Source organism: Cytobacillus sp. C11.1, from assembly GCF_058145115.1.
Window position 1 is genome coordinate 4,457,207 of the sequence record NZ_CM176935.1, and the last position, 14,156, is coordinate 4,471,362.

Genomic DNA, 14,156 nt, shown 5'->3' on the forward strand with positions numbered 1-14,156 from the left:
ATAATCAAGATGATTCAAGCTGCAGCTTTCCTTCCCGCCAAACGCTCTTTTTTCGATGTTATATATACCCCCGCAAAAATAATAAGAAGCCCGATAATCATTGACAAGTGGATTTCTTCCTTAAGGAGAATGCCTCCCCAAACGATTGCTGATGCTGGTACAATATAAGTTACCAATGACGCAAATTCAGGGCTGCCCTCTTTCACTAAATAATAATACAGCAGGTAGGCAAATCCTGAACCGAAGGCTCCCAAACCAATTAGCGGAAGGAATATTTCAGCCTCCATAAATTTGTTTATAGGTGTTGGCGATAAAACCTGCAGGGCAAAAAAACTAATGATAGTTGCTGCAAAGAGTGTAAACAGTGAAATTTGCAGGGTGGATACACCAGAAAGGTATTTTTTTGTTAGATGCGTACCAGCTCCGTAACAAAAAGCAGCACCCGACATTAAAAGGACACCATATGTATTTCCTGATAATAAATCAGCTGTATGGATATCTGATAAAATTAAAATCCCGATAAAACCAATCACAATGCCTAACCACTGATTTTTGCCAAGCGCAGCAGTAAAAAATAATGAACCGATCAAAAGAGTCCAAATTGGAGTAGTGGCATTCAGCACCGAAGCCATGCTGGAAGATATCATCATTTCACTGGCTGAGATCAGGAGCCATGGCAATGCATTATTTAAAAAACCTACCAATATCAGTTTTTTCATCGGCAACCGTTTAAATACAATATTTTCCCTCTTTATAAGTACAATAAAAGCTAGCGTTGCAGATCCAAACAAGCACCTTCCAAATACAACAGCCGCCGGACTTATGTCCTCCAGCAGAATCTTAATAAATAGAAATGAGGTTCCCCAAATCAGGCTTAATAGCAATAAAGCTCCATAAAGCTTCCCCATCCGCTCCACAACCTTTATCTCTTTTTCTTTCGTTAAAACACTAAACCCTTAAAGGGAAATTGTCAATTTGCTTCCTAAGGAATACACAGTGTTCAGACACTAACCGTTATAATTGTAAAGGATTTTCCAAGTTTCCCCACGAGAGATTTTCATATTCCATCATATAATATAACTAAAAAGAGACCATTATTAAAACTAAATCTGTTTAAAACGCCCTTGTTTCCTTTACTTTGGACAAGGATCGTTTAAAATAGAAAGTAAGGAGATGATCCACTATGTTAAAGAAGCTAAGAAAGAAGCTCTTAAAACAGTGGAACGACATGCTTCGAAAAAAGTCTATTGCCTGACAATTTTGAGCCCTTCAAACTTGCGAAGGGCTCCTTCCTTATTGTAAATTGGTTATCAGTACACTTTTTTACATAGTTTTCACTCCGCGCCACCTGCTGCCAGCTGAAGCGGAATTTACCCTAAACAAGAAAAAACATGTAATACATGTTATTATTTAATATAATAGAAAAAGTTATATCGGATTAAGGAGAGATTGAAATGATTTTTAAGGTATATTATCAGGACTCTAAAACAGAAGTACCAGTCAGAGAAAAAACAAAAACAATATTTGTTGAAGGCAATTCCGAAAGAGATGTCCGCACAAAGCTGGCTGATCGTCCATATAATATTGAGTTCGTCACAGCGGTGGAAGGCGATTTCCTGGAATATGAAAAACAAAATGAAGACTTTAAAGTATTGGAGATTGGATAATTTATGAAATTTGTTAAAAATGACCAAACAGCCGTTTTTGCATTAGGCGGCTTGGGAGAAATCGGTAAAAACACGTACGCTGTACAGTTCCAGGATGAAATAATCCTGATTGATGCGGGAATTAAATTTCCTGAAGATGAGCTGCTCGGAATTGATTATGTTATTCCTGACTATACCTATTTAGTAAAAAATGAAGATAAAATAAAAGGATTATTTATTACACATGGGCATGAAGACCATATTGGAGGCATTCCGTATCTATTAAGAGAGGTAAACATCCCAGTTTACGGCGGAAAACTTGCACTCGGCCTTCTTAGAAACAAACTTGAGGAACACGGCTTACTAAGGCAGACTACCCTGCATGAAATTAAGGAAGAGGACATCATTAAATTCAGAAAGACTTCTGTAACATTCTTCCGCACAACTCATAGTATTCCGGACTCATATGGAATTGTTGTTAAAACACCTCCTGGACAAGTTGTCCATACGGGAGATTTTAAGTTTGACTTCACTCCTGTTGGTGAACCTGCAAACTTAACTAAAATGGCTGAAATTGGCAAAGAAGGCGTCCTTTGCTTGCTTTCAGATAGTACAAATAGTGAAATTCCTGAATTTACAATGTCTGAGCGCCGTGTAGGCGACAGCATTCACGATATCTTCCGAAAAGTGGAGGGCAGGATTATTTTTGCGACATTCGCATCCAATATCCACCGCCTGCAGCAGGTGACAGAAGCGGCCGTAACTAACGGCAGAAAAATTGCTGTCTTTGGAAGAAGCATGGAAGCAGCGATTAATATTGGGCAGGAACTTGGGTATATTCAAGCCCCTAAGGATACTTTTATTGACGCTCACCAAATCAATCGACTTCCGGCAAATATGGTGACAATCCTATGTACAGGAAGCCAGGGTGAACCGATGGCGGCATTGTCAAGAATCGCTAATGGAACCCACCGCCAGATTCAAATTATACCTGGTGATACTGTTGTATTTTCTTCTTCACCTATTCCAGGAAACACAATCAGTGTCAGCCGTACAATTGACAGGCTTTCCCGTGCAGGCGCAGAGGTTATTTACGGCAAATTGAGCGATATCCATACATCAGGACATGGCGGCCAAGAAGAACAAAAGCTTATGCTTCGATTAATCAAACCAAAATTCTTCATGCCGATACATGGTGAATACAGAATGCAGAAAATGCATGCTAAATTAGCCGTTGACTGTGGTGTGGATGAAGAAAATTGTTTCATTATGGATAACGGTGAAGTACTGGCACTCAGCGAAGATGCTGCACAAGTAGCCGGCAGATCCCTTCAGGATCTGTTTATATAGATGGAAGCGGAATTGGAGATATTGGAAATATTGTACTTAGAGACCGCCGAATTCTTTCTGAGGAAGGTTTGGTTGTCGTGGTAGTCAGCATTAATATGAAAGACTTTAAAATTGCTTCAGGCCCTGACTTGATTTCCCGAGGATTTGTCTACATGAGAGAATCAGGAGACTTAATCAATGATGCCCAAGCTCTTATTACTAAGCACTTAAGTAAGGTAATGGAACGCAGAACCACACAATGGTCTGAAATCAAAAACGAGATCACAGATACACTTGCGCCATTCCTTTATGAAAAAACCAAGCGTCGTCCAATGATATTACCAATTATAATGGAAGTATAATAAAAAGGCTGAATCGCTCATTTGAGTGATTCAGCCTTTTTTACGTAAGTTTGTGTTAAAGCTCAGTGTTAATATTGGCACCCTCTTGATTAGAGCGTAAGGCGCTTGACTCAAGCAGGAGAAGTGTGAGTCAAAGCCCCGCAGATGCATGGAGCCGAGGAGGCTTTCAGACCGCGGAAAGCATTCACCTGGAGTGGATATCAGCAGACAAATTACCTAAAAATAGGATTAAGACATTACCTTCTTTTCAAAGCGGTTGATATCGACATCCGCACCTATGACAATCAGAATATCATCATATTGAATTTTTTCATTTGCCTGGGGAGATACAATTATTTCATTTTTTCTTTTAATTGCTACAATATTAATTCCGTATTTGGCACGGATATCAAGATCAATAATGCTATGTCCTGCAAGCTTTTCATTCGCAACAATTTCAACAATACTGTGCTCATCGGAAAGCTCAAGATAATCAAGAACATTATTTGAGACGATACTATGTGCAATCCTTTTGCCCATATCTCTTTCAGGATGGACAACATGGTCTGCTCCTATTTTCCTTAAAACTTTTTCATGGTAATCATTTTGGGCTTTAACGGTTATCTTATTGACTCCAAGTTCTTTTAAAATCAAAGTTGTCAGGATGGAGGCCTGTATATTGTCTCCAATAGCAACAATAACATGATCAAAATTCCTTATGCCAAGGCTTTTGATCACCGATTCATCAGTCGTATCACCAACAACTGCATGTGATGCTATTCTGGCAAATTCGTTTACTCGGTCTTCATTTAAATCAATCGCCATTACTTCCATACCCTCTTCAGCGAGCGCACGGCAGATACTGCCTCCAAAACGGCCAAGACCGATAACAGCAAATTCTTTCTTCATTTCAAACTCCTCCAACCCTATTAGCGATATAAATAATAATAACATATTAGCATAAGCAGCTGGTAAACAAGAATGATTGCAGTTTGTGTGCCAGTTTTATTCCCGTTTTTCTGAACCTTTTCTTATCTTCGTCCAAAAAAATGCAGCTCCTGCTATAATTATGATATGACCATCCTGCCCTCATTTCCCTTATTAATCTTCAGCTCTTCTTCTGTGGAACTGCCTTCGGAAATGGCTGTTGACTCATTTTCACTTTCTTCCGATTTATCACTTATATCTTCTTCAATGGCCATTTTGTCTCCCCCGGCAGAAGTATCCTGACTTTTTCGGATGAGCCGGTGCTGCATCCTGCTAATATGACCATTATGAAAAACCAGATAAGGAAAAATATATTACATATTGTCCTAATGCCCCCTCTTATCTTCTTTTTATTATGAAGACGTTAATATATGGAAAATGTTACAAAAAAAACCTCCATAGGAGGTTTTAGATGGCTTCCAGCATATTAAATTGGGCTTTTACTAAATGATAATATTCACCTTTCATGTCCATCAGCTGATCATGATTTCCTTGTTCAAGAATATTTCCGTGATCCAATACAAAAATTTGATCAGATTCGCGAATGGTTGAAAGTCTGTGTGCGATAATTATGGCCGTTCTGCCTTTTAAGAGTGTCTTTAAAGCCCCCTGGATTTTCATTTCAGTCTCAGTATCTATGCTTGCAGTTGCCTCATCCAGGATAAGAATGCGCGGGTTAGCAAGCAATGCACGGGCAAAAGATAGAAGCTGTCTCTCCCCTACTGAAAGGATATTTCCACGTTCCTCTACTTCGGTCTTATACCCATTTTGCAGTTTTTCTATAAACCCATGTGCACCTACCGCTTTGGCAGCTTCCATTACTTCTTGATCCGTGGCGCCAGGCCTTCCAAAACGAATGTTATCAAAAATTGTTCCCGAAAAAATAAATGTATCCTGCAACACCACACTTATTTGATGCCGCAAACTGGATAGCGATACATCCCGCAAATTATAGCCGTCAATTTTCACAGCTCCGCCAGTCGGATCATAGAAACGGCTGATTAAATTGGCAATCGTTGTTTTTCCGGAGCCTGTGTGCCCTACAAGTGCTACAGTCTGCCCGGCTATCATTTCAAGGCTTACTCCGTTTAAAGCAGTTCTTTTTTCATCATAGGAAAAGACGACATCTTTAAACTCGATATGCCCTTTTATATCCTGAAGATCAATTGCATCAGTTTTTTCTGAAACAATTGGCTTTTCATCCAGAAATTCAAAGATCCTTTCAGAAGAAGCCATCCCCATCAGCAGCTGGTTATATACCATGCCAAGCCGGGAAATCGGCTCCCAGAACATACCCAGATAGAATGCAAATGAAACAAATACACCAATAGTAATGGCGTCACTCTGTATTAAATTTGCCCCATACCAAATTAAAACAGCAGTGCCTAATGCATTGGTCAATTCAACAAGCGGCCTGAACATAGCGTTTTTCTGTGAGGCTGTCCTCCAGCTTTCAAAATTCTCTGTATTTACACCATCAAAAAACGCCATATTTTCTTTTTCCTGTGTAAATGACTGAGTAATTCTGATTCCCTGAATACTTTCATTTAAGTGAGAGTTCAGCTTTGATTGTTTTAATCGAACTGTTTGCCAGGATCGTCTAATATTTCGCCTCAAAGAGGTAGAAATAAAAAACATGATTGGCAATATGACCATAATAGCCAGTGTCAGTTCAGGACTTAGAGTAAATAAGATAATAAAGATACCTGCGAGCATGATAAGATCCATTAACAGGTTGATAACACCGTTCGTGAACAGTTCCTGCAAAGAGTTAATGTCATTCATTATCCTTACCAATATGGAACCTGCCGAACGCTGGTCAAAGAAACGGTGTGAAAGCGTCTGGACATGAGTGAAAAGATGCTTTCGAATATCATAAATAACACTTTGCCCGAGCATATTCATCCATTTAATCCGAAAGTAGTTTGCTATATAAGACATTGTGTAAAGTCCTGCTATTAATGCAACCAGGAAAGTCAGAAGCTGGCCATCCTTTTCAATTAGGGCCTTATCAAGTGTATAAACACCTATTAAAATAGGAATTAAAAGCCGTACTCCAGTATTGATTAAAACCATTATGATGGAAAGGGGCAGCAAGTCCTTTCGATATGGTTTCATATAGCTGAAAAGACGCAGCATTTGTTTCCAGTTGAACGGTTTCTCAATTACTTCTTCTGTTGAATATTGGAATCTATTTAAAACCCTTTCATTTTTCTCCTTTTTCAAATGAGCACCTCCTAGCCTGTATGTGATTGGAGAACCTTTTCACGGTCCTGATATTGAATATCGTAAATTCGCTGATAAGGACCCTTATTATTAAGAAGCATTTCATGCGTGCCTCTTTCCGCTACAGTTCCACTTTCCAGAACCAAAATTTCATCGGCATGTTTAAGAGATGAAATTCTGTGCGCAATAATAAAGGTCGTTCGGTTTGCCATAACTTCCTTTAATGCTTTCTGTATCCTGAATTCAGTCTCCATATCCACTGCACTTGTAGCATCATCCAAAATTAAAATACTTGGATCAGCGCATATAGCGCGCGCTATAGCGATCCTCTGTTTCTGGCCTCCCGAAAGACCCATTCCCCTTTCTCCGAGTACCGTATTATACTTTTCTGGAAGTTCCATAATAAAATCATGTGCTTGTGCCCGTTTGGCTGCCTCAATAATCTCCTCCATGGATGCATCAGGTTTTCCAAAGGCTATATTTGCTTTAATGGAGGAAGAAAATAGAAATGATTCCTGGAGCACAAAGCCAATGTTTCTTCTAAGCGCCTTAAGTGAGTATTCCTTTACATTCACTCCGTCAATAAGCACTTCGCCTTCAACTGGCTCGTAAAATCTTGTCATAAGCTGTGTAAGACTTGTTTTCCCTGACCCCGTTGAACCGATTAAGCCGATGACCTTCCCCGGCATTGCATGAAAAGTAATATTGCTTAGTGCATCCTTTTCCTCTTCTGTATATTTCAGGGTTACATCGCGAAATTCAACCTCCCCATGCAGGCGTTCAGCCTCGATAGAAGATTCTTTGCTTTCAATTTCATTATCGGCTTCCAATATCTCAAGCAGCCTTTCGCCTGATGCCTTGGATTGTGAAAAAAGGTTTACAATAAATCCAAGGTTCATGATTGGCCACATGATGTACCAAACAAGGCTATAAAAAGCAACAAGCTCCCCTGGCTTTAAACTGCCTGCCATTACTAGATAGCCGCCGTAAGCCAGCAGCAATACAACACTTAAATTTCCCAGAAACTCCATTAACGGAAAGTACTTAGCCCATATATCCGAAGTAAACAGATATTTGTCCCTATAGTCGCTATTGGAATCATTAAATTTATTGATCTCATAATCTTCTCTTGATAATGACTTCACTGTATTGATCCCGCTGATGTTTTCTTGAACTTTGGTGTTCAGGCGTCCGAACGATTTTCGAATACTCCTGAATGCCGGGTGGACAGCTTTATCAAACTTGAAGGTGACAACTCCCAGAAAGGGCAGCGTTATGAGAGTTACTATAGTTAACGATATCGAATAGTAGAACATGACTGAAATACTGAATAAGACTAATAAAAAGAAACGAATTAGTTCTGAAAAACCGAATGAAAGAAAAAATCGAAAACCTTCTACATCTGCTGTTAATCGTGACATTAAGTCTCCCGTTTTTGCGTTGTCATAATATCGGAAAGACAAAAACTGCAGCTTTTCATAGAGAGAATTCCTAAGCTTATAAACAGATGTAATTCCGAATAAATCACCCGTGTATTGATGGATATAAGTCGCAACACCTTTAACAGCCATTATGGCGATAAAACCTAAAGCCAAATAAGGAATCCATTCATATTCCCCCCCATTACAACCTCGTCAATTGTAATCTGCAGAATCATGGGATACACCACTGTTATTGCCGTTACTAAAAACAGAAATAGAATTGAACAAATAAAATAATTTTTAAAAGGCCAATAATATTGCTTTAATTTTTTAAATGTTTCCATCTGCATTCCCCCCTCAAGTTGTGGAAAATTTAGAAAAATTAGAATGTATTATTAAATATATCGGGTTTCGAAGTATTTTTCTACCCTTTTTTATGTAAATTTTCCACTTTTTTAAAACCTCCTTTAATTGAGTTATATTCCAATCCAATTTCCATATTAAAATTGCTTTAAAGATCGGTAAAAAGGCTTATATTCTAAATGTGATTTAGATAAACGCTTTGGTTAACCACTTTCCATGTACTTCTTACACTCCTCGTTGTTCTATGCCTGCGGGGTCTCTCCATAATCAAGCATTTGCAATACCACGGTTTTGCAAAAAAAAAAGAGACCAGGCATTTGCCTGATCACTTATATTTACTGCTCGTTTTTCTTCATCTCATCCAGTACACGGTTGACACGCTTTTCGAGCATTTTCATGCCGCTTCCGCCAGCCTGGAAGTGACGAAGGTTGCCGTCCTTATCAAAAACATAATAAGCCGGCACATATTGATTTTCAAAAGCTTCAGTCAGCTTATGTTCACTGTCCACAAAAATAGGCTGTGAAATATTATGGTCTGAAGCTGTTTTCTTAATAACTTCAAGATCTAAGTCGTCCTCGGAGCGAGGCATGTGCACGGCCACTACATTTAATTGGTCTTTATATTGATCACGGAATTCATTTACTTGTGGCATCGCCTCTTTGCACAAATGGCAGCTCACAGACCAGAAATGGATAAGTGTTGGCTTTTCACCAATCAACTGTTCCTTTGTCACTTCTCCATTAAGCCATTCTGTTGCGCCAGCCAGCTCCGGCATTGGTTCACGCAGTTTCATCGTAATTCCTCCTCTTTTAGTGATTAGTAATTACATTAAAGCTTTTAGTGCAAGAAAAGACCTAACAATCGTTAGGTCTTTCCTATTTAAATTATAAAATTCCAATATTATAAAGTTTTTTGGCCTGGTTTCCAGTTAGCTGGGCAAAGTCCGCCAGTTTGAAGAGCTTGCAGCACACGTAAAGTTTCATCTACGTCACGGCCAATATTGTTGTGGTTAACAACAGAGTACATTAATTCGCCTTCAGGGTTAATGATGTAAAGTCCGCGAAGAGCTACACCTTCTTCTTCAATTAGAACACCATAGTCGCGGGATACAACATGATTAGTATCAGCTGCTAATGGATACTTTAATTCTCCAAGACCATTTTCTTTGCGGTCTGTATTAATCCATGCCAAGTGAGTGTGGATTGTATCTGTAGATACACCAATTACTTCTGCATCTAGATCTTCAAACTCATCGTAGCGATCAGACATAGCAGTAATTTCAGTAGGACAAACAAAAGTGAAGTCCATTGGGTAGAAGAATAGAACTGTCCACTTATCGTTTTTCATGTTCTCTTCAAGACTTACTTTTCCAAATTCCTTATTAGCCATTACTGCGTCCATTTCGAAACGCGGTGCTTGTTTACCTACCATACGTTCTGGCATGCATAATCCCTCCAATATGTTTTTTAAATGAGAATTTCTTATGTACATTCTCACTTACCTTTTCCAATCACAAGTATAATTATAGTTGTTTCAACATTTTGAGTCAACACAAATTATAATTAATTTAAAAAGATATCAATTATAATAGAAATTTTTAAAATCCCATTAAATGTTTTGCCCTTATTCTTTCAAATTAAACCTTCTTAAGATAGTCTATTTGGTATATTTTCCATTAAAGTTTAACAAATCTTCACAAAATAATAAAATGAAATGCATTTCGTAAAATTGCTGGAATCCCAGTCAAGGTTGCATATAAAACAGCTGTACGATAAAATAATGATTTTAATCAAACTGAAAGGAAGTGGTGAAGTGGAGAAAATAAATTTCTCGCAAATCAATTGAGAAGCAATTCTAATTGAAGCAGGCATAATCCTGTTTAAACTTGCAGCCATCTATATTGCGTTTCTACTAGTTAAAGCTGCAGGAAACAAAATCATACATAAAAGTTTTGAGGGAATTAGCAAAAAGGAAAAAGTGACTCCAGGCAGATCGAAAAAAGGGATGCCTGCAGCAGGCATCCCCTATCGATTATCCTTTATATTTCAAATAAGATGCAATAAACTCGATTGCTTTTTCTATCGCCTGTTCATTTGGATTTAACTTGGCATGGTGAAGACCATATTCCGAATCGACTCCAAGCCAAAACATAAATCCTGGAATTTCTTCGAGCATATAGCCGAAATCCTCTCCAGTCATTGCTTCCCGGCATTCAATAACATTCATGTCAGTATTGGCGCGGGTAAAATCCATGAATTCTCTGGTTAAGCTTTTCTCATTGTATACCTGGTGATACATGCTGCCGAAATCAATTGCAGTTTCGCACTCATAACCTACCTCAATACCTTTAATAAGAGCTTGTACCCTGCTTTTTACTTTTTCCATGGATTCAGGTGACAATGTACGGATGGTTCCTTCAAGTCTTGCTCTTTCAGCGATTATATTTTGTACAGTACCGCCCGTGATTTTTCCAATTGTAATGACTGCACTGTCAAGCGGGTCCACATTTCTTGAAACAATTGATTGGAGCTGGCTGACCAATGCACAGGCTGCAACAACCATATCATTTGTTTTATGCGGATAGGCTGCATGGCCGCCTTTTCCTTTTAAATCAATAAAGAGTTCGGATGTGTTGGCAAACAGCAATCCCTCTCTTAAGGCGATAGTCCCTACAGGATACTCGGGAGCAATATGCAAAGCGAAAACCATGTCAGGCTTCCACTCCTGCATAATATCCGATTTCAGCATAGGTTCTGCACCGCCAGGCCCTTCTTCCGCCGGCTGAAAAACAAAAAGCAAGTCATCGTTAATCCGATCCTCTGCAAATCTAGTGATCAGCCCCAAAGCAATCGTCATATGGAAATCATGGCCGCAGGCATGCATATGTTCACAATGCTCCGATTTGAAAGGCAAGCCCGTTTCTTCAACAATTGGCAGCCCATCAATGTCAGCTCGGTATCCAATCATCTTAGAGGGATTTTTGCCGCTTATTTTTACAAAAATACCTGTTTTCCATGTCCTTATTTCCATATTTTCTTGCGGGAGAGAATATAAGTAGTTTAATAAAAATTGCTGTGTTTTAAATTCCTGAAACCCCAATTCGGGTATTTTATGAAGTTCGCGGCGTATCTCTATAAAAGGATTTGTCGCACCCATGCCAGCTTCCCCCTTCTATCTATTTAAGAAAAAGCGCGGATAGGAGATCCACGCTTTTTGCTTTATGGCAATTATAGTTGACGAAGCTCCTGCTTGATTTCTGTTTTGGACTTTGTCTTCTCATCGATTTCTTTGATAACGCGTGCCGGTGTACCCGCCACAACTGTGTATGGAGGTACATCGTCAATAACGATTGCACCTGCAGCGACAACAGCGCCCTTCCCTACAGTTACTCCTTCAAGGACAACAGCGTTAGCGCCGATAACTACATCGTCTTCAACAACAACAGGCTTTGCTGAAGGTGGCTCGATCACGCCTGCCAATACTGTTCCTGCACCTATGTGGCAGTTTTTGCCGACAGTAGCTCTTCCGCCAAGAACAACGTTCATATCGATCATTGTGCCTTCACCGACTACAGATCCGATATTAATGGATGCACCCATCATAATTACCGCATTATCGCCAATTTCAACCTGATCGCGGATAATCGCACCCGGCTCAATGCGTGCTTTAATATTTTTCATATCAAGCAAAGGAATTGCAGAGTTTCTGCGGTCGTTTTCAATCACATAATCTTCAATCTTTCCCTGGCTGGATTCGATAACCTGACTAATTTCAGCCCATTCACCAAATATAATCCCAGTATTTCCGTTTAAAAATGTTTTAGAAGAAGGCCCGAAGTCAATTCCTTCTAAATCACCTTTTACATAAACCTTTACAGGTGTTGATTTTGTACTATTTTGGATAAAAGAAATAATCTCGTTTGCATCCATCATTTTCATACTAAAAGTCCTCCTCTATGTATAACATTGCAACTAGCATTACTTTAACAAACAAAAGCGTTGAAAACAAGAAAAATAACAAGGAATTTCCGTGCAATTATTTTAGTAATCCTGACCTTCCACTAATTCAGGCACATAGTTCGTACTAGGTACGGGGCATTTCAATTATTGCCTTTCCTCTTCAATATGCTCTTTGATTAATTCGACAAATGCCTGCACCTGTTTCAGCTGGAAGGCAGATTCATAGCCCAGCAGCCATGTATCACGCTTGATGGGCATGTTATTTTCATCCAGCAAGGGAATCTTAAAAATATTTTTTTCTGCGCCATTCAAGGTAATAGCCGGAAGGATCGCATAGCCAATTCCATTAAAAGTCATCTGTTTGCATGTCTCGATCTGATCGACCACAATCGTTCGTTTCGGAGAAGTTTTAAACTGCCTTAACCACCAGTCCTGTATTTCCTGGTAGTAGTTTGAATCACTCTTAAACTGAATAAAGGGACGGTCCGTTTCAAGAACCTGTTCAGGCCTTGTAATCTCTGTATCTACAAGGTATAGGCTATCCTTGAATAGAGGGATCTTAATTCCCTTCCAGTCAGGCGTGCCGCGGATGATTCCTATATGCACCTGATCATCATAAAGAGATTTTAAGATTTCACTGCTCCAGCCGGTTATCAGAGAAATTTTCGCTTGCGGATAGCGGCTGACGAATTTCTTAAGTACCTGCGGCAGCCAATTTTGGCCTACGATTGAAGCAACGGCTATTTTCAAGGTTCCATGAACTTCTGAATTAAGGGCTGTGATTGATTCCCTCACTTTTTCTTCCTTGGTAAGGACTTCATTGACAAATTGTATGACAAGTTCACCGGCTGGAGTAAGGGATAAGCCTTTCTGGGACCGGATGAAAAGCCTGCTTCCCCATTCTTTTTCGATATTCACCAGCCGCTGGGAAAGAGCCGGCTGGGATACAAATAATCTTTCAGCAGCTTTTCTCATATTCATTTCCTGAGCCAATACTGATAAAAGGTGAAACTCAGTAAGTGAAGACATTTCTATCCCCCTTCATAACTTTTTCTTATAGTATATCTTAATTTTAATCGAATTTCATTATCAAAAGAATCCGAATAAAATAAAATCAGGAACAGGAGGTGGAGGAAAAATGGAGCTTTTCATTTTTACCATAATTGGATTTATTGCGACATTTATTGGTACATTGGCAGGCAGCGGAGGATTGATTGGCATGCCCTCATTATTAATGCTGGGTGTTCCAATCCATACAGCGATAGCTTCAGCTAAGTTCTCTAATATTTTCAGCTCATTTTCCAGCTTCCTTGTACTCCTTAAGGAAAAAAAGATCACTTTTGCATCTGCAGCCAAGACTGCTCCCTTTGCTTTGGGTGGAGGAATTTCAGGAGGGCTGCTGGCAAATACGATTTCAGAAAAAACGATGACACTCATGCTGTGACATTGCTTTGTTTTGCTCTCATTCTTACCATTATAAAAAAACCAGCCGAAAAGGAAGGGGCTGAAAATACAAAAGGCACCTACCCTTACCTGTATGGAATCGGCGTCTATGACGGCATGTTCGGCCCTGGGCAAGGGACATTGCTGATGTTGATGTACTTAAATAGGGGCTTTTCCTACTTAAAAGCTGTTGCCTTTACCCGTTTCCAAACCTTTGTCAGCTGTTCAGGTTCCATTTTTTCATATGTGGCTGCCGGCAATTTCAATATCAGCATTGCCATTTTCCTTGCCATCGGATCCATCATCGGGGCCCAAACAGCAGTCAGATTGGCAAACAAAATCTCTATTGGAATTCTCAAAATAATGCTGCATACCATTACAATCCTTTTAATCATCCAGCTTTTAATAAAAATATTCTAAAACAAAAAGCCCTGCAGTAT

12 protein-coding genes and 2 pseudogenes are annotated in these 14,156 nt (G+C 39.3%); 4 read left to right on the forward strand and 10 right to left on the reverse strand.

Annotated elements, in window-relative coordinates; genetic code table 11:
* Positions 1-14 precede the first annotated feature (14 nt).
* On the reverse strand, positions 15-908 hold the full coding sequence (locus tag AC3ZVC_RS22010) for a DMT family transporter (protein WP_490065235.1): 894 nt from the start codon (positions 906-908) through the stop codon (positions 15-17).
* Between the two features lie 546 nt (positions 909-1,454).
* Here AC3ZVC_RS22010 and AC3ZVC_RS22015 point away from each other — a divergent pair.
* Positions 1,455-1,667: a DNA-dependent RNA polymerase subunit epsilon gene (locus AC3ZVC_RS22015; protein WP_490065236.1), complete on the forward strand. Its 213-nt coding sequence runs from the start codon at positions 1,455-1,457 to the stop codon at positions 1,665-1,667.
* Between the two features lie 3 nt (positions 1,668-1,670).
* Positions 1,671-3,337 (forward strand): annotated as a pseudogene (gene rnjA / locus AC3ZVC_RS22020) (ribonuclease J1).
* A gap of 228 nt (positions 3,338-3,565) precedes the next feature.
* Here rnjA and AC3ZVC_RS22025 read toward each other — a convergent pair.
* The 9 genes and pseudogenes from AC3ZVC_RS22025 to ccpC form a co-directional block, all read right to left on the reverse strand.
* Complete coding sequence (locus AC3ZVC_RS22025; protein ID WP_026584904.1) at positions 3,566-4,225, reverse strand: potassium channel family protein; 660 nt, start codon at positions 4,223-4,225, stop codon at positions 3,566-3,568.
* Positions 4,226-4,383: 158 nt separating this feature from the next.
* Complete coding sequence (locus tag AC3ZVC_RS22030; RefSeq protein ID WP_490065237.1) at positions 4,384-4,518, reverse strand: hypothetical protein; 135 nt, start codon at positions 4,516-4,518, stop codon at positions 4,384-4,386.
* A gap of 193 nt (positions 4,519-4,711) precedes the next feature.
* Positions 4,712-6,529, reverse strand: coding sequence for an ABC transporter ATP-binding protein (locus AC3ZVC_RS22035; RefSeq protein ID WP_490065238.1), 1,818 nt, complete (start codon positions 6,527-6,529; stop codon positions 4,712-4,714).
* Between the two features lie 11 nt (positions 6,530-6,540).
* A pseudogene (locus AC3ZVC_RS22040) lies at positions 6,541-8,294 on the reverse strand (ABC transporter ATP-binding protein).
* Positions 8,295-8,648: 354 nt separating this feature from the next.
* Positions 8,649-9,107: a TlpA family protein disulfide reductase gene (locus AC3ZVC_RS22045; RefSeq protein WP_490065239.1), complete on the reverse strand. Its 459-nt coding sequence runs from the start codon at positions 9,105-9,107 to the stop codon at positions 8,649-8,651.
* Positions 9,108-9,214: 107 nt separating this feature from the next.
* Complete coding sequence (locus AC3ZVC_RS22050; RefSeq protein WP_490065240.1) at positions 9,215-9,757, reverse strand: peroxiredoxin; 543 nt, start codon at positions 9,755-9,757, stop codon at positions 9,215-9,217.
* Between the two features lie 588 nt (positions 9,758-10,345).
* The gene (locus AC3ZVC_RS22055) at positions 10,346-11,470 is read right to left on the reverse strand and encodes an N-acetyldiaminopimelate deacetylase (protein WP_490065241.1); all 1,125 of its coding nucleotides are present in this window, start codon (positions 11,468-11,470) and stop codon (positions 10,346-10,348) included.
* A 71-nt stretch (positions 11,471-11,541) separates the two neighbouring features.
* On the reverse strand, positions 11,542-12,252 hold the full coding sequence (dapD, locus tag AC3ZVC_RS22060; RefSeq protein ID WP_490065242.1) for a 2,3,4,5-tetrahydropyridine-2,6-dicarboxylate N-acetyltransferase: 711 nt from the start codon (positions 12,250-12,252) through the stop codon (positions 11,542-11,544).
* Between the two features lie 165 nt (positions 12,253-12,417).
* Positions 12,418-13,302, reverse strand: coding sequence for a transcriptional regulator CcpC (gene ccpC / locus AC3ZVC_RS22065; RefSeq protein ID WP_214724503.1), 885 nt, complete (start codon positions 13,300-13,302; stop codon positions 12,418-12,420).
* A gap of 109 nt (positions 13,303-13,411) precedes the next feature.
* Here ccpC and AC3ZVC_RS22070 point away from each other — a divergent pair, with 109 nt between their 5' ends.
* Together AC3ZVC_RS22070 and AC3ZVC_RS22075 are read left to right on the forward strand one after the other, a co-directional pair.
* Complete coding sequence (locus AC3ZVC_RS22070) at positions 13,412-13,717, forward strand: TSUP family transporter (protein WP_490065243.1); 306 nt, start codon at positions 13,412-13,414, stop codon at positions 13,715-13,717.
* On the forward strand, positions 13,714-14,136 hold the full coding sequence (locus tag AC3ZVC_RS22075; protein WP_490065244.1) for a sulfite exporter TauE/SafE family protein: 423 nt from the start codon (positions 13,714-13,716) through the stop codon (positions 14,134-14,136). The genes AC3ZVC_RS22070 and AC3ZVC_RS22075 overlap by 4 nt, the downstream gene beginning before the upstream one ends.
* Positions 14,137-14,156: the final 20 nt, after the last annotated feature.